General features: G+C 44.3%; 17 protein-coding genes. 11 read left to right on the top strand and 6 right to left on the bottom strand.

Annotation, left to right across the window (positions count from 1 at the left end; genetic code table 11):
* Window positions 1-7: 7 nt before the first annotated feature.
* Entirely contained in the window at window positions 8-1,225 is a 1,218-nt protein-coding gene (locus tag R7P35_RS00085) for an AAA family ATPase (protein ID WP_005374503.1), read from the bottom strand.
* Between the two features lie 1,238 nt (window positions 1,226-2,463).
* Between R7P35_RS00085 and R7P35_RS00080 the strand changes: the two genes are divergently transcribed.
* Entirely contained in the window at window positions 2,464-4,434 is a 1,971-nt protein-coding gene (locus tag R7P35_RS00080) for a replication initiator protein RctB domain-containing protein (RefSeq protein ID WP_017635223.1), read from the top strand.
* A 289-nt stretch (window positions 4,435-4,723) separates the two neighbouring features.
* On the opposite strand, the gene R7P35_RS00075 is transcribed toward R7P35_RS00080, so the two are convergent.
* The 3 genes from R7P35_RS00075 to R7P35_RS00065 are packed head-to-tail and all read right to left on the bottom strand — an operon-like array spanning window position 4,724 to window position 6,974.
* Complete coding sequence (locus R7P35_RS00075) at window positions 4,724-5,191, bottom strand: hypothetical protein (RefSeq protein WP_005374501.1); 468 nt, start codon at window positions 5,189-5,191, stop codon at window positions 4,724-4,726.
* On the bottom strand, window positions 5,191-6,123 hold the full coding sequence (locus R7P35_RS00070; protein WP_213904668.1) for an ATP-binding cassette domain-containing protein: 933 nt from the start codon (window positions 6,121-6,123) through the stop codon (window positions 5,191-5,193). The genes R7P35_RS00075 and R7P35_RS00070 overlap by 1 nt, the downstream gene beginning before the upstream one ends.
* A 2-nt stretch (window positions 6,124-6,125) precedes the next feature.
* Window positions 6,126-6,974 carry an ABC transporter ATP-binding protein gene (locus tag R7P35_RS00065; RefSeq protein ID WP_025768715.1) on the bottom strand — a complete coding sequence of 283 codons (849 nt, stop codon included), beginning with the start codon at window positions 6,972-6,974 and terminating at the stop codon, window positions 6,126-6,128.
* A gap of 361 nt (window positions 6,975-7,335) precedes the next feature.
* Here R7P35_RS00065 and R7P35_RS00060 point away from each other — a divergent pair, with 361 nt between their 5' ends.
* Both R7P35_RS00060 and ribA read left to right on the top strand, forming a co-directional pair.
* Window positions 7,336-7,533, top strand: coding sequence for a PA3496 family putative envelope integrity protein (locus R7P35_RS00060; RefSeq protein ID WP_005374493.1), 198 nt, complete (start codon window positions 7,336-7,338; stop codon window positions 7,531-7,533).
* 238 nt (window positions 7,534-7,771) lie between these two features.
* Window positions 7,772-8,833 carry a GTP cyclohydrolase II gene (ribA, locus tag R7P35_RS00055; RefSeq protein ID WP_017635221.1) on the top strand — a complete coding sequence of 354 codons (1,062 nt, stop codon included), beginning with the start codon at window positions 7,772-7,774 and terminating at the stop codon, window positions 8,831-8,833.
* Between the two features lie 68 nt (window positions 8,834-8,901).
* Here ribA and R7P35_RS00050 read toward each other — a convergent pair whose 3' ends face one another.
* On the bottom strand, window positions 8,902-9,657 hold the full coding sequence (locus R7P35_RS00050; protein WP_213904669.1) for a substrate-binding periplasmic protein: 756 nt from the start codon (window positions 9,655-9,657) through the stop codon (window positions 8,902-8,904).
* Window positions 9,658-9,725: 68 nt separating this feature from the next.
* On the opposite strand from R7P35_RS00050, the gene R7P35_RS00045 reads away from it, so the two are divergent.
* From R7P35_RS00045 to R7P35_RS00035, 3 genes are all read left to right on the top strand, one after another.
* On the top strand, window positions 9,726-11,624 hold the full coding sequence (locus R7P35_RS00045; RefSeq protein WP_213904670.1) for an ATP-binding protein: 1,899 nt from the start codon (window positions 9,726-9,728) through the stop codon (window positions 11,622-11,624).
* Between the two features lie 100 nt (window positions 11,625-11,724).
* Window positions 11,725-11,934, top strand: a complete 210-nt coding sequence (locus R7P35_RS00040; protein ID WP_005374484.1) for a DUF3283 family protein — start codon at window positions 11,725-11,727, stop codon at window positions 11,932-11,934.
* Between the two features lie 135 nt (window positions 11,935-12,069).
* On the top strand, window positions 12,070-12,786 hold the full coding sequence (locus R7P35_RS00035) for a YebC/PmpR family DNA-binding transcriptional regulator (RefSeq protein ID WP_005374482.1): 717 nt from the start codon (window positions 12,070-12,072) through the stop codon (window positions 12,784-12,786).
* A gap of 73 nt (window positions 12,787-12,859) precedes the next feature.
* On the opposite strand, the gene rodA is transcribed toward R7P35_RS00035, so the two are convergent.
* On the bottom strand, window positions 12,860-13,942 hold the full coding sequence (gene rodA, locus R7P35_RS00030; protein WP_213904671.1) for a rod shape-determining protein RodA: 1,083 nt from the start codon (window positions 13,940-13,942) through the stop codon (window positions 12,860-12,862).
* A 392-nt stretch (window positions 13,943-14,334) separates the two neighbouring features.
* Here rodA and R7P35_RS00025 point away from each other — a divergent pair, with 392 nt between their 5' ends.
* The 5 genes from R7P35_RS00025 to R7P35_RS00005 form a co-directional block, all read left to right on the top strand.
* Entirely contained in the window at window positions 14,335-15,003 is a 669-nt protein-coding gene (locus tag R7P35_RS00025) for a hypothetical protein (RefSeq protein ID WP_005383200.1), read from the top strand.
* A gap of 9 nt (window positions 15,004-15,012) precedes the next feature.
* Entirely contained in the window at window positions 15,013-15,711 is a 699-nt protein-coding gene (locus R7P35_RS00020; RefSeq protein WP_005374479.1) for an ABC transporter ATP-binding protein, read from the top strand.
* Window positions 15,699-16,967: an ABC transporter permease gene (locus R7P35_RS00015; RefSeq protein WP_085569468.1), complete on the top strand. Its 1,269-nt coding sequence runs from the start codon at window positions 15,699-15,701 to the stop codon at window positions 16,965-16,967. The genes R7P35_RS00020 and R7P35_RS00015 overlap by 13 nt, the downstream gene beginning before the upstream one ends.
* Complete coding sequence (locus R7P35_RS00010) at window positions 16,960-17,745, top strand: outer membrane lipoprotein-sorting protein (RefSeq protein ID WP_158155607.1); 786 nt, start codon at window positions 16,960-16,962, stop codon at window positions 17,743-17,745. The genes R7P35_RS00015 and R7P35_RS00010 overlap by 8 nt, the downstream gene beginning before the upstream one ends.
* A gap of 45 nt (window positions 17,746-17,790) precedes the next feature.
* On the top strand, window positions 17,791-19,076 hold a 1,286-nt coding region (locus R7P35_RS00005), incomplete at its 3' end, for a hypothetical protein (RefSeq protein ID WP_318091547.1).

The following is a 19,076-nucleotide window of genomic DNA, read 5'->3' as shown; positions in this document are numbered from 1 at the left end:
TTACTTATTACCCCTGATTCAATGACGGCCAATTAGAGTGCAGCACACGCTCTAATTCCAGTGCGCTTTTATGAACAGCGTCTTGCGCGGTGGCTAGTGTCTTCTTACCGCCTTCAAAATCGCTTACTGTCAGATCAAATACTGTGCTGTAGGTATCGGCACAGGTTTCAAACGCACGGCTACGAGGAATAGTAGCCATCATAACTTGGTCACCTAGAAGATAGTTCATTTCAGTTAAAACAGAAACTTGCTTCTTATTGTCGTCCTCAAACATGGTTGGCATCAAGCGAACAAACTCAAGACCATTCCAGTCCTCCGGGAACATTTCATATACCGTAGGCAAATGCTGGAAGAAGTTTACTGTTGAAGCCCAGTCCAGACGCTTAGCCGCACAAGGAATTAGCAAGGCATTTGATGCATACATAGCATTCCATACTAATGGGTCAACGTGTGGACCGGTATCAATCATAATGATATCGAAGTCATCAGCAATTTTATCAATCAGTTGCTCTTTCAGCAGACGGACGATATCGAGTGATGGGTCTTCAGATAGCGTTTGCCATGCTTCCGCATTAAACATCGCGTCTTCTGGAAACGCTGAAATCGACTTTAAGTTCGGATATTGCGTTGGCAGCAATACGTTTTTACGTAAGAATTCACTGTCAATTTCCACACCATCAGGCACGTTACCCAACATAATGTCTACCGCAGAATAGATATTATCATGCTCTGCCATGCTGATTTGCGGGTTGAGGAATAAACGTAGCGAGCCTTGTGGGTCTAAGTCGATTAAACAAATACGGTATCGTTTATCCAAATTTAGCGCTAAACATGCCGCTAAATGAACCGCGGTCATTGATTTACCTGTACCGCCCTTTTGGTTCTGCACATTAATAATCCAAGGTTTGTTACCTGAATTCTTTTTACGCTCATGAAATTTAGGCACTTCAGCCGCATCCATGAGCATGTGTGCTTCTTCTAACGTAATTGAATAATGATTCGCGTTGTTTTTAGTAAATTGATGCCCAGCGGCTTCCATTTTACCAATCGCGTCGTCGAGCTTACGGCGAGTTAGACCAGAACGGGTTTCCATCATCGCTTTCGACATTGGTGGGAAGTAGTTATCGCTTCGCTCTTCTAAAACAATTTCAATACGGTCAGCTTGAACCTGCTGAGTCAGCTCCGCTAACTCAAGAAGGTTTTCAATCGTTTTTTCTCTTTTCATGCCAAATTCCGTTGGAAGGATTTATAATTGCAATTGTACAGCAGTAAAGACCAAAAACAACAAAAAGGTGCACGAACATTTTGAATTACCATCACATAAAAAAACACCCAAATCGACGCTTTTATGATTTATGGTCAAAAAGATAACTATTTTTAATCAAATAATCTTCTCATAAGTGGACACCTAAACTTAAAAATAAAAAGTGTTACAGCGTCACTCATTTACAATGTAAATCAATTTTCTACCGGAACGATTATAATCTTAAGCTAAATTACGGATTATGTTAGACCAACCTAATTTAAACGAAAAATAGTAAGTAATATCGGAACAATAAAGACCTGAACACCTTGATCATGTCTCCGAACAAAATAGGGCAGTTCCAGCGAAACATCTATGGAAGTATGATCAAGGTATACTTATGATCATGCTTCCGTGTTAATAAACAAATCCGAAAGCATGATCATGGCAAAATTGAGCAGAGTACGGTGTAAACACGCAAATAAAATAAGATCCATTAATCGGAAATATGATCAAGCCTTAGAATCTCTCGGAAGCATGAGTTTTCTTCTCTGATTTACGGTTGAGTGCAGACAGAATGGGGGATTGAGCAGAAATTGACGTTATAGAAGCCGGAACAATGAAATTGCTCAAGTTGCTATGATAAATCACGCTCTCATGATCATGCTTCCTGTAAATAAGCAGAGACTAGGATTTACTTCTAAATATGAGCGACTTGAATATATTTTAATCAGATGAGTGATATCTCATCAATATGGGCGCCAGAACGATAGATATATTGGCTCTTGATCATCGATCCGAGTATAAATAACATCACCAATGCACAATATAATCATCGTGAAGATCATTATTAAATACTGCATCTGTGGATAACCTGTAAAAACATCATGATCATCGTTTCAAGACTCTTTTGATCATCTTTTCATAACCTTAATGATCATGCTTACGAATAAATATGATCATGCTTTCAGGTTATTGTTGATCATACTTTCAGACTTCTTATGATCATAGTTCCGAAGCACATGGAAATAATAGTCTTATAGAACAAAAGCTTAGCAAGAAATTTCAAGCCAGATCATTAGATCATATAATCAATTAAGATCAGATTAATCAAAAAGATCAGTTATTTAAAAAACAATCTTTTTTCTTTATTTATGATCTGTTTTTCTTTATTCTTCGGAACCATAGCACAACTACGGCTAGTGTGATCTGGATCTAAAATGACGGCTGATGAAAAAATTCTGATTAAAGCACCGAGAAGCCACAAAGATGGCCATCTTTTTGAGGTACATGAATCCTCTGCGGATTGGGTAGAGCAGTACCAACATTTCAAAGGGGTGACCAAAAGCATCTTAGAGTTGCTTAATCTGATCTCATTACGAGGCTTCAGCAGCAAGGATGGTTTGGTTTCAACCACAGAGATTGTGGAAGCAACAGATGGGCAACTCACACGCGCAGCCCTGCAACAACGTTTGCGCGCGGCAGTAAATATTGGTTTATTTACTCAAACTCCAGTGCGTTTTGAAGAGGGACTTGCTGGTAAAACGATGCTACATAAATTTGTGAATCCCAATCAGCTTATATCTGTGTTGGGAGCAACAAGTCTTGTTACCGACAAAGTTCGCCAGAACGAGAAACAAAAACGTTCGAAAGCATTGGCTCAGACTCAAGTAAACAAACGTTTGTTGAATGAGCACGGGTTAAACACACCTCCCACGATGAAAGATGAAGCCGATCAATTTGTTGTATCTCCAACAAATTGGGCTGGGATAATTGACCAAGCACTTGCGCCACCAAGAACTCGAAAAAGTTATCAGAAATCCATGGTGTCGATCTCTGGCACAAAAGCCGTTATTGAGACGCGATCATCCAAAAATATCATGACTGTGGATGATCTCATGACCCTGTTCGCTCTCTTCACGTTAACGGTTCAATATCATGATCATCACAAAGATCAGTATCAGCTTGATGCGGCTCACGTACCAAACAAAACGCCGCTATACATCACTGATATTTTGTCGCTCAGAGGCAAAAAAGACAGTGGCCCAGCTCGTGATTCCATTCGCGATAGCATTGATCGCATTGAATTCACTGATTTTCAGCTCCATGAACTTACTGGACGTTGGCTAAGTGAAAACATGCCAGAGGGCTTCAAAAGTGATCGTTTTCGTTTTCTTGCTCGAACCATCACAGCCTCTGAAGAGGCACCAGTTGAGGGAAGCGATGGTGAAATTCGTATCAAGCCAAACTTATATATTTTAGTTTGGGAACCTTCGTTTTATGAAGAGCTGTTAACGCGCGATTATTTCTTCTTGTTTCCGCCAGAGATCTTGAAACAACATACTTTGGTGTTTCAACTGTACTCTTTCTTCCGTAGTCGCATGGTTCGTCGTCACACGGATTGCATGCTATTGAGTGAGTTAAACCAGAAACTTGCACGTAACATTGAATGGCGACGTTTCTCCATGGATCTGATCCGAGAACTAAAGCGTTTGTCTGATGGAAAAGGGAATGATGATCTATTCGTCGTTAATTTGTGGGGTTATCACCTGACGATCGAAACCATGATCGAAAATGACAAAGTGATGGACTACCAGATCGACATCAAATGTGATGTCGAAGAGGTCTTACGTTACTCGCGAGCGCGAACGACCAACGCAGGAAAGCGTAACATGGCGCCTACGCTGCCAAATCCACTTCGTAATGAGATGGTAACCCGACAACAGCTTGAGGAGCTCTCAGGCATCATAGACGGCGAATTTGAGCCTATTCAACGCAAAGCACCGTCTCCAAGAGGAAATTTAGGGAGACGCGTGAAGCAAAGAAAGCATTTGGTAGAGATCAATGCTGATGAGATCACCATTACTCTATCTAAATACACCTCACCAGAGGCTCTAGAACGCAGTATAACGGCTTTGTCTGCGATGACAGGGCACTCGTATGCCTCAATCAAAGAAGAGTGCTCAGATTACATAGAGAAGCTCGACTGGCTAAGGGTAGGGGATGAGCCGATTCCTTATGAGACATTAAGTAAAACCGTCGAGCTGTTTAACACCCAGAACGATGTTAAGCATCTTACCATCGAGCGCTTGATTGCGGGGTTAGCGGTGCGTCGGAAAGTTTGTCGTCAAATCTTCGATGGTCACATGGATGAAATGGTATTTCGTGCCTTGGATGAAATGGCGATTTAAAAGTGTCGCTTGATGTGTATCAAGCTATAGGTGTGATGTATCGGTTTGAAATGTAACAATGTCTTTCGATGATAAAAAACAGACTTAACTCTTACAAACCACTGACATTAGAAGCCAAGCCTACTACTACTATTTATCCCGAATAGACAACCTTTTGTCCTTTCTGATGATTAATAGATTGGCTCATATTGTTACATTCATTCTGAATAGACTTCGCGAGTTTCTCCTCAGGAAACTCGCTTTTTTTTACCTAAAATTCCGCTAATTAAGCCTTGATCATTTTTCCGGACTAATGAGGCAAACCTTGATCATGCTTCTTAGGTTCATTCCAATGTAATGAACGCATCAACGCAACATGTGATTCGATTAAGCTATGGGCTTGTTCCTGCCACTTGTTTTGATCACACTGCTGATTACAAAACTCTAACGCCACAACGGTGAGATGCTGAAGTCGTCTCAAACACCAATCTTTGATCAGAATATCAGTCGAGACTTGGCATGCTGCTTGTTCAAGCTTTGCACTCGTATAAAGCAAGGTTTGATATGCTTTCTGAGGGTCTTGGTACCTTGCATGTTGAAACACGCGTAAACATCCATCCAACCAGCAAGCAATCGCTTTACTTTGAAGATCACTCAATTCGGGTCCAAACACGTCATCAGGCACCTGATATAAGATCGTTTCCAATTTTTCTACTTGATCATGTTTCCGCTGTTCGTACCACATGGCTATTTGATCTTGCCAAGTACTCAAATCCATTACGCTGCCTCAGTCCATTGTTTTACATAGTGATTTGGCCCTATTTGATCAAATTCGTCGACAATTATGCTGCTACGTTGACGAATTTCATCGGCATCTATCGAATAGTTTGGCTCATTTTTCACTAAGTTACCAAAAGGTAAGTCAGGATCAGGAACGGCAGAAATCAACAGCTTAGTATAAGGATGCTGCGGGTTCTTAAGTATTGAATGAGTGTCGCCCCATTCAACGATTTGCCCTTTGTACATTACTGCGGTTTCTTCCGCGATGTAGTGCGCAGTCGCCAGATCATGAGTGATGTATAAAAAACCAATTCCCAGTTCTTGCTTCATTCGTTGCATTAAATTCAACACTCCCAAGCGAATAGAAACATCCAGCATAGACGTAGGCTCATCCGCAAGAATGATTTGCGAACCTACCGCTAAAGCCCTTGCTAAGTTTGCTCGCTGACGTTGCCCACCACTGAGTTCGTGAGGGAACTTATTCAGTGTCTCTTCTGGTAGTTCCACCAGCTTTAGGAGCTCTTCCAAGCGGGCTGGGATGTCGCGCTCGTTTTTGACTTGTTTATGAATTTTTAAAGGACGTGTTAGGTGATGGCGAATGGTATGAGTTGGATTGAGAGAGTCAAACGGATCTTGAAACACCATTTGTACTTTACTGCGATATTCTTGTAGAGCCGATCGTGACGTGATCTCATTTATGTCAGTGCCATTGAAAAGGATCTCGCCTTGCGTTGCAGGGTAGACTTTGGTTATTAAGCGAGCGCAAGTACTCTTACCGCAGCCTGATTCTCCAACCAAAGCCAAGGTTTTTCCTGCGTACAGATCAAAAGTCACTCCTTGAAGCGCACGAAAGGTTTCCTCTTTCGCTAAACCACCGCCCACTTTGAATTCTTTAATCACATTTTTCATTTGGATGATAGGCTGGCTCATGGTTACGCTCCTTGTAACTCTGGTTGTTTGTGGACGTCATGGATGTTTGGGAAAGAAGCCCATAGCTTTTGCGTGTAGGGGTGTTGAGGATGATTGCGTATATCGTATGCTCGATTGACTTCGACGATTTCTCCGTGACGCATGATTGCAATTCGATCACATAGTTGGCTCATGAGTGCCAGGTCATGAGTGATAAAGAGGACTGAAAAACCGAACTCATCTCTAAGCTGATAAATTTGCTGTAAAATTTCTCTCTGTACCACTACATCTAATGCTGTTGTGGGTTCATCCATAATGATCAGTTTTGGATTTAGAGACAAAGCAATGGCTATCACCAACCGCTGACGCATTCCTCCTGAAAATTGATGAGGATATTCTGCTAAGCGTTCTCGAGGAATATTGACCAAGTCCAACAACTTTTCTGCTCTATCTTTTGCTTGAGCGTTAGTGAGGCCTTGATGGTGTCGTAACACATCTGCAAATTGCTCTTGTATCGTTAAGACAGGGTTGAGTGAGTTCATCGCGCTCTGGAACACCATGGCGATTTCACTCCACCTTAGAGCGGTCAGCTCAGAGTCTGAGATACTAAGGATATCCTTGCCATCAAACCATATTTTACCGCCAGAAATGAACGCTGGCGGCTTATGAAGACGATTTATTGAGAATGCGATTGTGCTTTTACCACATCCAGATTCACCGGCAAGACCAAATACTTCGCCTTTGCCGATATCAAGGCTGACGGACTTTACCGCATTAAAATCACCATTATCAGTGATGTAATCGACGCACAAATCTCGGATCTGGATGACCGGGTCATTGTGGTATGCATGACTTAAGTTAATACCATCCATATAAACACCTAACCAATCTAAAAGATAATTATTATCATTATCAGGTGTGGCGGTTTTTAGAAAGTATCAAACCATGAATCAGTGAAGTGACTCGAAAGTTAGATGAAACAGGAAGTGGTGTAATTCGTCGTTGATAAAGCTAAAGAAGAGCAGAATTGAGAGCTAGATCAGCACACTTTTCGTAGGGGGAATTACTCAAATTTAATCGTAAATTTGTCCCTTGGCAAAACTTAAATGATGAATCTATTAAGGAGTTAACGAAAGGGCGGGAGGGGTCACATTTCCCTACAGTTTTTCTTACCACCTTGTTCCGGTTTTGCTATAGATTACGCATCGAAAACATGGTGTGTTCGGAGGAAATATGTCTATTAATTCTATCGACCATGACGAGATGACCAACATCGCTCACAAATGGGAATTACCTGATGAGGAAACCGTTGTGAAGCCAGAGAAAACAGTGAAATCAGCAGAAGCCAGAAGACGCATTGAAGCGTTACGTGAGATCCGTGAAAGTGGGTTGACCATTGAAGAAGCAAGGGAGCTTGGCTTGATACACTGATCGCCTCAGGTTGGTTTAGCAACCCATAGGGTAGTCGACGGACTGCCCTTTTTATTTTTTCACTCTATTATTCTCTTATTCAAACCCTCCATTTATCTGTCTTGCGCCTCAAAAGCACGAGTTTCACACTCACGTCCCGTCCCGAAGAAGTTTGACAATCTGACCTTGTGTTACTAGATATATCAGTAGCGATATGCTTTTTGTTGATTATCGCAACCACAAAGCAAGGAGCGCAAGTATGGTTGATCAAATCCTTTTTTATGAGCCCGATGAGCCCCACGGTTTTCTCTCAAATTTTTGCCATGCCCCAGTCAATATCTCCTCCCAAACTTGGCCCACCAGCGAACATTATTACCAAGCCCAAAAGTTTCTCGATGCTCAGTTGCAAAGTAAAATTCAGCACGCAAGCACCCCTGACGAAGCGTTTGCTTTAAGCCGCAAATACGAACACTTTGTCAGAAGCGATTGGGACGATATAAAGTTGGCTGTTATGGCTTTCATCGTTAGGGAAAAGTTTCTACAAAATCCACCATTAGCGCAGCAATTGATGAGAACGGGTAACGCTTGCCTAACAGAGCATTCTCATAAAGATGCCTTTTGGGGAGACGGGGGAGATGGTAAAGGAGAAAATCATCTAGGAGAGATTCTGATGAATGTGCGGGCAGAGCTGAGACATGTTGAGCCTTACAATCTCGTGAAGTTTATCGATAAAGCCAAATTGCCCACCCAGTGGGGCACATTTATGATGTACGGCTTTATTGAAGCCGCGACAAATAAAGAGCATCTTGCTCTGGTCTATGGTGAGCCAACAAAAAGTGCAGCTCCACTTATTCGGTTGCATTCGGAGTGTCTTACCGGAGATGCTCTATTTAGCACGCGTTGTGACTGTGGTTTTCAGCTTAATAGAGCGCTACAAAACATCGTCAAAGAGGGATGTGGCGTGCTGCTTTATTTACGTCAAGAAGGGCGTGGAATCGGCTTGATTAATAAAATTCGTGCCTATCACTTACAAGATGATGGCGCAGATACCGTGGAAGCAAATGAGCGTTTAGGTTTTGCCGCTGATATGCGTGATTACGCGTTCTGTAAAGGAATGCTAGAGCATTTGGGGATTGACGCTGTGCGTCTAATGACGAATAACCCACGCAAGCTCGCCGCCTTAAAAGCGGTTGATATTAACGTCATTGAACGAGTGCCATTACAAGAAGGGAATAACCCAAGTAATCAACATTACCTGCAAACCAAGGCGAGTAAATTGGGGCATATGTTTGATCCTAAGTTTGTTAACCACACTAAGTAAGTTCTACAGATTTCTCATTAACAAAAACGCCAACGTATCATCGTTGGCGTTTTTGTTAATGAGTTGATTCATTGATACTTTTGAATGATTTCATCAATTTCCCCTGAGGCTTTTAATTCAACGAGTCGTGTATTGATGTAATTTTGAGTTTCTGGTTGCATTTGAGGTGAAAAAGCCAGGTAGATTGAGTAGTCAGGAATAACCGAGCTGAAAGGCTGTATCTGAAAATTCTCTAACGGCAAATTGAGTCGCTTTAAGTTGTAAAGGACTCGGGATTCCATCTCGACAAAAGCTGTATCTCCAGGGGTTCGGCTTATCACTCGGTATGCGGCGTTGTAGTCTTTCACACGCATTTCATTGACAACGCCATTTTCAAAGAACGGTGTTAAATTTGGATAATCAAACCCCAGCAGTAATACAATAGAACGACCATGCATCGTATCCATATTTTTGAATTCTAAAGGCTTCTCGCTACTCGACACCAGTACATGTTTTACAGTGTAAATGGGCTCCTCAGATAAATTTTCCGATTGCACCTTGCCCCAGTTCGGGCTGCCATAAGTTAACCAGTTTGGCTCAGCGCCTTCTTCCAATATGGAAATCATACGTTTAAATGGATAAGTATGATAATTCACTTGGTAATCCGACTCCGCGAAGATAGCGCTGACGATATCGGTCACAATTCCGGAGTGCATTTGTCCCTGTTGTTCAATTTGAAATGGTCGAGCTTGTTCAGCAATGACGTAATAGTTCACTTGATTTGCGGTCACATGAGAACTTACAACAATTAAGCTAAAAGCCAATCTAAGTAGAAGTCTTTTCATCGTATCCTCGATTATTATTTGTGCGTAGCTATATTTAGAGTAGCGCAAGTTTATCGGAGCGGTTTCATATGGATGAAAAAGAGCGATCTCAACGTCGTTTTAGTATCGGCAACCAACTTATGTTGGCGGTATTAACGTTGAGTTTAATCTTTACGGTCATCATTTCTACAGTGAGCTTATATCGAGTTTTTCACGAAGATTTAGCCCATTTAGATGTTGAATTAAAGCAGGTTGAGTCTAGCTATTTATCGAGCTTTTCTGCGAGTTTGTGGGTAGAGGATAGGGAGCTGTTGCTGACACAAGCTCAAGGTGCAATGCGTATGCCCTCGGTGGACTACTTACGTATTGCTAGTGAAGACGAAGTTATCATTGAATTAGGTTCGGCGCTTTCTGAGGATGTTGTCGAGAGAAGCTGGCCGATGCAGTATCGGGTCGGCGATAAAACGTATGATCTCGCGATATTAACGGTTCAATCGGATCTTAGCGCGATATATGAAGATCTTTGGCAGCAGTTCTTTTTTCTACTTACGACAGAAGCGATCAAAATTCTTGTCCTCATCATTGGTGTTCTTTGGGTGGCGTTTCGCTTGTTGGTCAATCCGTTACAATTGCTGTCTGGTGCGGTGAGCGATTTTCGTGGCGGTACAGTGCCGAGTAAAGTGACTCTCCCTAAACGATGGTGCTTTGATGAAGTGAGTGTTTTGGCAGAGAAATACAACCGAAGTGTTGAGAAAGTGAAAGAGCACCAGACTGAGTTAGAGGCTGAACGCGATAGGGCAGAAGTCGCTAATCGTAAGAAAAGTGAGTTTCTTGCCACTATGAGTCATGAGATCCGCACACCGATGAATGGCATTATTGGTGTGTCGTCGTTGCTCAATGACACCGACCTCGATCCCCAGCAAAAAGAGTTTGTAGAGATCATTGACAGTTCTTCTCACTCACTAATGACGATCATCGACGACATTTTGGACTTCTCTAAAGTTGAAGCTGGCAAAGTAGAGCTAGAATACACGAGCTATGATCTTCGCGAGCTACTTGACGATGTCATCAGTTTACATAGTGTCAAAGCCAAGCAGAAAAACTTACAGCTGCTCAGCGATATTGATCCCCACTTGCCAATGGAAGTGCAAGGTGATGCCACACGATTGAAACAAGTTCTGAACAATTTGTTGAGCAACGCGATTAAATTTACCGAGCGCGGCCATGTGAAGCTTCTTGTAGCGTTATCTCGACTTGATGGAGAGACCGCTCATATACGGTTTCGAGTTGTGGATTCTGGTATTGGTATTGCGAAAGAGCACCAACAAGCAATCTTCGAACGCTTCCAACAAGCTGATGGTAGTACCACCAGAAAGTATGGTGGGACAGGGCTTGGTTTGGCGATAGCTGCACAGTTGGTTAACTTGATGGGAGGGGAAATACAAATAACAAGTGAGCTTGGGCTGGGAAGCTGTTTTGAATTTTCGATTCCTGTTGCTGTAATAAATGCGCAATCGACCTATACCGACCAACTTAATGTATTAGATTTCCCGAAAGCGGAAGACAACGAAATCAGCCCTCAAGATAATGATAAACCTTGGGTATTGGTTGTTGAAGATACCATCGTCAATCAGAAGGTAGTTCGCATCATGTTAGAAAAACTGGGTGTGCGAGTGAGTGTCGCCAACCATGGCGAAGAAGCATTGCAGCTGTGTGATCAGCAGCCTTTCGATTTGATTTTTATGGACTGCCAAATGCCTGTGATGGATGGGTTTATTGCTACGGAGCGAATTCGAAAAATGGGAGAGTGGGGGAAACACGTTCCAATTATTGCGCTAAGTGCCAATGTCATTAAAGAGGATCAGCAACATTGCTTCGATGTTGGGATGAACGAGTTCGTGGCTAAACCCGTTACCAAGACTCGATTACAACAAATATTCGAACAGCATTTACCAAAAGCACTGAAAATCAGCGCTGTGCCTAAATAGTTAACTTGAAATCGATCAAGTTAAGTGCGTTTCTATTCTGTAATTGTAACTCTGTGTGATATAGTGCCCGGCTAGTATTTAAAGTACCTTGAGGCTGTGAATGTCGTTTAATCTATCCCTATTGCCGCCTGACGAAAAAAACAAAATCGAACTGGATAAGCAGGCGTCGTTTTTGGTTTGGAAGCTCAGAGAGGCCAAATCTGGTCCTGAAGCAATAGAAGAACAGTTGTCCAAGATTAACGATGCTGATGAAAAGGCGTTTTTCCAGCAATCGGTCGAAAAGTACAAACGAGTAATGGGTGTCGCTTAACGCGAACCGTGGTAATGGTTCAATCCAATGCGACGAATGAGGTAACCTCCCTATTCCTTTGCTAAGCGAAATTGAAAAGGTTTCGCTTTTTGCTAAAATCCTTCGCATTAAATTTGAATTTAGAGAGACATCCCGATGGGAAGAAGTTTTGAAGTGCGCAAAGCCTCTATGGCGAAAACTGCAGGCGCGAAAATTAAAGTTTATTCCAAATACGGTAAAGAAATTTACATGTGCGCGAAAAACGGTGGTGGTGATCCAGACATGAACTTGTCTTTGAAACACCTGATCGCAAAAGCGAAAAAAGACCAAGTTCCTGCGCACGTTATCGATAAAGCGATCGACAAAGCGAACGGTGGCGGTGGTGAAGACTACACTCCAGCACGTTACGAAGGCTTCGGCCCTGGCGGTACTAGCGTTATCGTTGACTGTCTAACAGACAACGGTAACCGTACTTTCCAAGATGTACGCCAATGCTTTGTGAAAGTCGGTGCGAAAATTGGTGTTGAGGGCTCGGTTTCTCACATGTTCGACCACCAAGCGGTATTCCAGTTCAAAGGCGACGATGATGAAATCATCCTAGAAACGCTAATGATGGAAGACGTAGACGTTACTGACGTTGAGCTAGAAGACGGTGTTATCACTGTATTCGCACCTCACACAGAATTCTTCAAAACAAAAACTGCGCTTAACGGTGCATTCCCAGATCTAACGATCGATGTTGAAGAAATCACATTCGTTCCGCAAACTCATACGCCTGTATCGGGTGAAGATGCTGAGAAGTTCCAGAAATTCCTAGATCTTCTAGATGACTGTGATGATGTTCAGCAGGTCTACCACAACGCAGAGCTGTAATTAACTCGCTCATATCGTTGTAAAAAGGCTTCCTCAGGGAAGCCTTTTTTTGATCGCTTTTTCTCAAGCAGAGCTATGCGTTACGATATTTGGAATAACACAGCGACATGATTACACCAAAACAGATACCTTGAGTTAGCATCGCCGTGCCGCCATAGCTAAAGAAGGGAAGTGGGCTACCCATTACTGGCAACAAGCCACTCACCATGCCCGTATTGATAAAAGCATACAGAAAAAAGCTCATCGCTAATGCGCCACTTACCAGCCGACTAAAAAAGTGGTCAGACTGACATGCAAGCAACATAACGCGTGCAGTAATAAACAAGTACAATGCGAGTAAGACTAAACTGCCAACAAAGCCCCATTCTTCCGCATAGGTCGAAAAAATAAAGTCCGTATGACTTTCTGGAATAAAGCCAAGTGTTCCCTGCGTTGCATTCATCCAACCTTTGCCTTTCATACCGCCTGAGCCAATCGCAATCAAAGATTGGATGATTTGGTAGCCCGAATCCAGTGGATCGGACTCAGGGTGCAAGAACTGTGTTACACGGCTCTTTTGATAGGTTTCCATAACGAAGAACCATAAAATAGGTGCTAACGTTAAAATGCTTGCAATAAACCCGCAGATTATTTTCCAGCTCATGCCAGCCAAAAACAAAACGAACAATGCATAAATGATGGTAAAAACTGCACCGTCTAAATCCGGTTGTAGCGCGATTAACCCGGCAGGAATCATTGTAATAAGTAAGCAAAACGCAATTTTCCGACTGTTTGGTCGACCTCCTTCAATATGAAGCATCCAGGCGATCATGATTGGAATGGAAAGTTTGATTAGTTCAGACGGTTGAAAGCGGAAGAAGCCGATATCGAGCCAAAGTTGAGAGCCATTGGTGCTATCACCAAATAAAGCAACAGCAAGTAGTAGCGCAACCGCAATAATGTAGAGATATGGAGCTGAGCGCTGATAGCTGGACGCTGGAATCGAGGACATGACCAAGATGCAAACTAATGTCAGTCCGCAGCGCGCCAAATGTTTGAAGAGCATCGCCTCATTAAAGCTACTGGCACTCCAGAGAGTGAGCGAACTTAACAGCATGATCGGAATGATCGCCATGAGTAGTGGCAAATCAACTCTTGGGAAATAACGCTTATTCATTGTCAACGACCTAATAACGCACCTATTTTGAGTGCGAAAACAACTAAAACTCGAAGAGTTCAAACTATTCCGATGCTAAGAATCTCGATTTGGAAACAACAGACACCATGTAAAGGTGTGTAAGAAAGGAGAGTGCGCACTGTCTGTTATGGGTAGTTGTGGGATGGATAAATACACTAGCCTCAGATTTTAAGCCAGTGTTTTTATTGTGACTGCCGTAAAAATGTAGCGTTACGAATGAACGGAATTGTATTTTCTGTTTAAGTGAATGTCATTCATCCTCTCTCAATACCATTCACTCCGCATAACTGCCATTGGTCGCATGCAAAAGCAGCGTGCGATCTTCTCCCTTAACCTGAAACCATCAAATCACGTTCAACTAAGGACAGTACATGATGGTTTCTCAATCTCGCTCAATCAAAGCTCTTAAACTGGCAAGTACGTTTATCGCCGCATTTGCACTCAGCAGCAATTTGGCTCTGGCTAATCCAAGCGAGCGCACACTCAGTCAATTCAACCAAGCAGCGCAAGGTGACTCTGGCTTAGTTGATACCGTTTACGGCGAATTATCCAAACAACTCGAAGAGCAGGGCGCAACGCCAGTGACCTTGGTTTACTTAGGCAGTGCGGAGACGTTGCAAGGTCGTGAGGCGTTTATGCCTTGGAACAAGATGAAGTTTACCGAGCGTGGTCTTGCCACAATCCAAAAAGGTTTGGATTTAATGGCGAATCAGCCAGTACCACTGCAAGAGCAACAACGCTTACAAGGCTTGCCGGAATACCAGCTAGCTACCGCCATGGCAGCTACTACGTTTACCTCTCTGCCAGACATGTTCAATCACTTTGAGCGTGGCTACGAGCTGTACCTTTCTCTGCTCGATGAACCGAGTTTTAGCCAACAACCTTTCGCGGCTACTTCGTGGATTTACCGTTATGCCATTGAAGCGGCACTGCGCGCTGAAGATGTTCAACAAGCCAAAATATGGTTAGCGCAAATGGAGCAATTGGGCGACAGCAATCTAGAAACGCAAACCGCGAAAGCGTTGTTAGCCAAGTATTAGGGAGGCGTCATGATCGTTTTTAATCAACTCAGTCGCGATTACGCCCTTGGCAGCCAAACCGTACGTGCATTGCGAGACGTGTCTGGTGAAGTGTTTGCCGGCGAAATGGTGGCATTATGCGGGCCGTCTGGCTCAGGCAAAAGCACCTTACTTAACGTGCTTGGCATGCTGGATACTCAATACCAAGGTCAGGTGACATTTGCAGGCAGCCCATACCCAACCGGACAAATGCAGGCGGCGAAAATGCGCCGTGAAAAGCTTGGTTTTGTGTTCCAAAAATTCAATCTTGTCCCTGTGATGACAGCGTTAGAGAACGTGGCTTATCCGCTACATCTCAACGGTTTTTCAAAAGCAGAACAAACCGAGCTCGCCACACAAATGCTAGAACACGTTGGCTTGGGTGAGTTTATTCATCACATGCCCGATAACCTATCTGGCGGTCAGCAGCAACGCGTGGCAATTGCTCGTGCGTTAGTGCACAAACCAGCGTTGGTGATTGCTGATGAGCCAACCGCAAGTCTTGATAGCCAAACTGCCAACAAGGTCATCGACATTATGAAAGGGCTTGGACATGAGCTTGGCACCACTTTTATCGTCGCCACACACGACCCTCGTATGGCATCCCGCTGTGATCGCACCATTGAATTGGTGGATGGCAAAATTACCCAAACGCACGCAAGTGTGGAGGAGGTTTCATGGGCAAGCTAATTCCAGTTTCCGTTCGCCTTGCTTGGTTGAACCTGCAACGCAATCGCCGCCGCAGTTTGTTGTCGATGCTGATCATCGCCATTGCCGTGTTTGCGTTAACCAGTGCGGGTGGTTTTGGTCTTTACACCTACGACAGTTTGAAAGAATCGACAGCACGTGACACGGGGCATCTGACGTTAACCACGCCGGGTTACTTCGCTAAAGAAGAAGAGATGCCACTGAGTAACGGTTTAACTCACGCCGACGACATCACCAAGCAATTGATTGGCTTAAACGAAGTGCGAGGCGTGCAGCCACGAGTTGAGTTCAGTGGTTTGATTTCCAACGGCAACAAATCATCGATCTTTATCGGTATTGGCGTGAACGAGCGCGAATTCGATATGAAAGGACCGTTTTTGGATGTGCGCGAAGGGCAAACGCTGTCCAACATTCATGCATCGCGTTATGACCCAGCAGAGCCGGAAGTGATGCTTGGCGTTGATTTGGCGAACAACTTAAGCGTGCACGTTGGCGATTGGATCACCTTGCTGGCGACCACAACCGACGGTGCATTGAATGCGTATGACTTCAAAGTACGTGGCATCTACTCAACTGGCGTGCCTGAGCTTGATAAACGCCAACTTTACATACACATCAACAGCGCGCAATCGTTGCTCGGTTCAGACAAAGTCAGTGCGTTATCTGTCTTCCTGTTCGATACCAGTTTAACTAACCAAGTCGAGCAACAAGTGGCTTCGGTGCTGAGTAAGCAAAAGCAGAACTTTGGCGACCAAGATATTGAGATTACGCCTTGGCAAGAGCGCGCGTTCTTCTATCTCAAAGTGAAAGATTTGTACGACCGTATCTTCGGCATCATGGGTGCAGTAATGGCACTGGTGGTATTTGTCGCGCTGTTTAACACCATGACCATGTCGGTCACCGAGCGTACCCGTGAAATTGGCACCTTGTCAGCACTTGGTAGCTACCCTCGCGAAATTGTTGCTGGGTTCTTGCGCGAAGCAGGGTTACTTGCCGTGATTGGCAGCTTAATCGGCGCTTTGTTTACTGCGTTAGTCACCGTCTTACTGATGGTCGTGGATGTGCAAATGCCGCCACCGCCAGGACGCACAGAAGGTTACCCATTAACGATTTACTTCTCTTGGGAGCTGGTGGCTATAGCAGGATTCGCAGTATTGATGATTTGTTTGGTTGCGGCGTTTTTCTCGGCGCGCAAAGGGGTGAACAAGCCAATTACGGAGGCACTGATTTATGTTTAATTTCAAATCACTATTACCAATTGCATTGCTGACGGCAAGCGGCGTTGTAAGCATGAATGCCAGTGCGAATGAAACAGCGTTAGATGCACAGCAAGTCGCGCAATTGATTGAAAAAGCCGACAGCTACCGCTTGCAAGATGATTCCTCCAAAGTGGTGTCACTGGTGCGCTTATATCAAGACCAAGAGTTAGATAAAACTCGCCTTTACCACGTGTACACGCGTCCAAATCGTGAATCGTTGGTGGTATTCAAATCAGCGGTTGAAGCAGGGCAAAAGATGTTGATGATGGGCGACAACTACTGGCTGCAAATGCCAAAGAGCCGCCGTCCGATTCGCATTACGCCAATGCAGAAGCTGCTTGGTGAAGCGTCTATCGGCGACATCTCAACCCTGACGTGGAGCCAAGATTATCAAGGTGAATGGAAAGCGACAGAAACTGTTTCGGTGAATGGAGAAAGTGTTGCGGCTTATCACCTTGCCTTAACCGCGAAAACCAAAGGGGCGAGCTATCAGAAGATCGACTTATGGTTGTCTGAGCAAGATGCGTTTCCAATTAAAGCTGATCTCTACTTGCGCTCTGGCAAACTCGCCAAGCAAGCGCAATACGGACGTGCAAGCGACAATGGCGAAGACTACGTCAGTGAGATGACTTTGCTTGATAGCATTCAGCCGAGCAAAAAGACCGTTATCGAGTACCAAGAAATCGTGCCTTGGCAGCTGGATAACAAGTTCTACAATCCAAGTTATTTGCCAAAAGCCAACACGACTCAGCTTTAGTCTGAGCTTCGTAAATAGAACCATTAAAACGAGCAAGGAAGACACATGAAATCGCGCCAGCCTAACCTTAACAAAAGCACCAGTTTGTTGATTGCTGCCTCATTGTGTGTGGGCGCGTCAGCCCCTGTTTTTGCCAATGATGAGCTGAGTTTTGAGTGGGATTGGGCTGTCAGTTACGAAACTGCCAAGCAGCGTGACAGCGCATTTATGCAGGCGCAGGGCAGTTCTCGTGATTCACTTAATGCACTGTTGGATGTGCAGGTGAATTATCAGAACTTCAGTGGCTTGTTTGCTCTGTACAGCCAAGGTTTGTACCTCAATCAACAAGGAAAGAGTGATTGGTGGAGTGAAGCTGATAACCAATTGCTGATTAGAGAGCTGGCTTGGCTAGGGGAGTGGCAAGTCGGAGATACCACTCTTGATGTGAGTTTGGGTAAGTTGCGCGTGGATTGGGGCGTGGGTTATGGCTACCGACCTTTGGATCTGTTTAAGCCGTATCGACAAAACCCTGTTGGCTTAGTAGCAGAAGAAGGTGCGGGTGTGTTTTCACTCTCACACTACGATATGGCAGGCGAGTGGACGGTGATTGCAACGGATTCAAGTTGGGGGCAACAAGACCAAAGTGCACTGGATCAAGCCGCAGAGCAGCAAGGTGTTGGTATTCGTCGTTATGCGCTGGTGGGTGATACCGAGTATCAACTTATTGGTTATTACGATGATGTGCGCCGAGGTTTACTCGGAGCCAGTGCCATTGCGGTGTGGGATGAATCCATCGCCATGCACGGTTCCATGCTGTGGCAAAAGCAAAGTGTTGGCTATCAGTTTCATCAGGATGATCTTTACCAACCCGTTTCGGTTGAGGAGCAGGGCAGCGCATTCCAAGCCTTAGTTGGGGTGAATTGGGCAAACCAAGCCGGACACAACGTGATTGCTGAATATTGGTACGACAGCCAAGCATGGTCGAAAAGCGAATGGCAACAAGCAATAGAGCGTGGCGAATTACTCTCTCAGATCCCTGAACCTAACAACTCTCTGTTGGCTAGCAGCGCTCTACTTGCGACAAGCTACGCCCAAGGGTTTCAGCATGCCAATATCGTTCAGCATAACCTAATGCTGCACTGGAGTTGGGATTTGGAAGCGTGGGCTGCATGGAACGGTAAAGCGGATATGGGCTGGCTAAGTGATGTAACCCCTACGTTGGATGTGATGTTGTCGCCGCAAGATGGTGGTGTGATTGTCACGCAGTGGCTTAACTACCAATGGATTGATACTGGCGATCAAAGTGTAGAAGTGGAAGTTGCCGCACGCTTTTTAACCGGAGACGACCAATC

The sequence above is a fragment of the Vibrio sp. Vb0304 genome, assembly GCF_033338995.1.
GTDB classification, from domain to species: Bacteria; Pseudomonadota; Gammaproteobacteria; order Enterobacterales; family Vibrionaceae; genus Vibrio; species Vibrio alginolyticus.
Note: the sequence above shows the minus strand (reverse complement) of the source record. Positions and strands in the feature narration are given on the sequence as shown.

Coding starts and splice junctions, on each gene's coding strand:
- R7P35_RS00085 (WP_005374503.1), bottom strand. CDS start 1,225: ATGAAAAGAGAAAAAACGATTGAAAACCTTCTTGAGTTAGCGGAGCTG.
- R7P35_RS00080 (WP_017635223.1), top strand. CDS start 2,464: ATGACGGCTGATGAAAAAATTCTGATTAAAGCACCGAGAAGCCACAAA.
- R7P35_RS00075 (WP_005374501.1), bottom strand. CDS start 5,191: ATGGATTTGAGTACTTGGCAAGATCAAATAGCCATGTGGTACGAACAG.
- R7P35_RS00070 (WP_213904668.1), bottom strand. CDS start 6,123: ATGAGCCAGCCTATCATCCAAATGAAAAATGTGATTAAAGAATTCAAA.
- R7P35_RS00065 (WP_025768715.1), bottom strand. CDS start 6,974: ATGGATGGTATTAACTTAAGTCATGCATACCACAATGACCCGGTCATC.
- R7P35_RS00060 (WP_005374493.1), top strand. CDS start 7,336: ATGTCTATTAATTCTATCGACCATGACGAGATGACCAACATCGCTCAC.
- ribA (WP_017635221.1), top strand. CDS start 7,772: ATGGTTGATCAAATCCTTTTTTATGAGCCCGATGAGCCCCACGGTTTT.
- R7P35_RS00050 (WP_213904669.1), bottom strand. CDS start 9,657: ATGAAAAGACTTCTACTTAGATTGGCTTTTAGCTTAATTGTTGTAAGT.
- R7P35_RS00045 (WP_213904670.1), top strand. CDS start 9,726: ATGGATGAAAAAGAGCGATCTCAACGTCGTTTTAGTATCGGCAACCAA.
- R7P35_RS00040 (WP_005374484.1), top strand. CDS start 11,725: ATGTCGTTTAATCTATCCCTATTGCCGCCTGACGAAAAAAACAAAATC.
- R7P35_RS00035 (WP_005374482.1), top strand. CDS start 12,070: ATGGGAAGAAGTTTTGAAGTGCGCAAAGCCTCTATGGCGAAAACTGCA.
- rodA (WP_213904671.1), bottom strand. CDS start 13,942: ATGAATAAGCGTTATTTCCCAAGAGTTGATTTGCCACTACTCATGGCG.
- R7P35_RS00025 (WP_005383200.1), top strand. CDS start 14,335: ATGATGGTTTCTCAATCTCGCTCAATCAAAGCTCTTAAACTGGCAAGT.
- R7P35_RS00020 (WP_005374479.1), top strand. CDS start 15,013: ATGATCGTTTTTAATCAACTCAGTCGCGATTACGCCCTTGGCAGCCAA.
- R7P35_RS00015 (WP_085569468.1), top strand. CDS start 15,699: ATGGGCAAGCTAATTCCAGTTTCCGTTCGCCTTGCTTGGTTGAACCTG.
- R7P35_RS00010 (WP_158155607.1), top strand. CDS start 16,960: ATGTTTAATTTCAAATCACTATTACCAATTGCATTGCTGACGGCAAGC.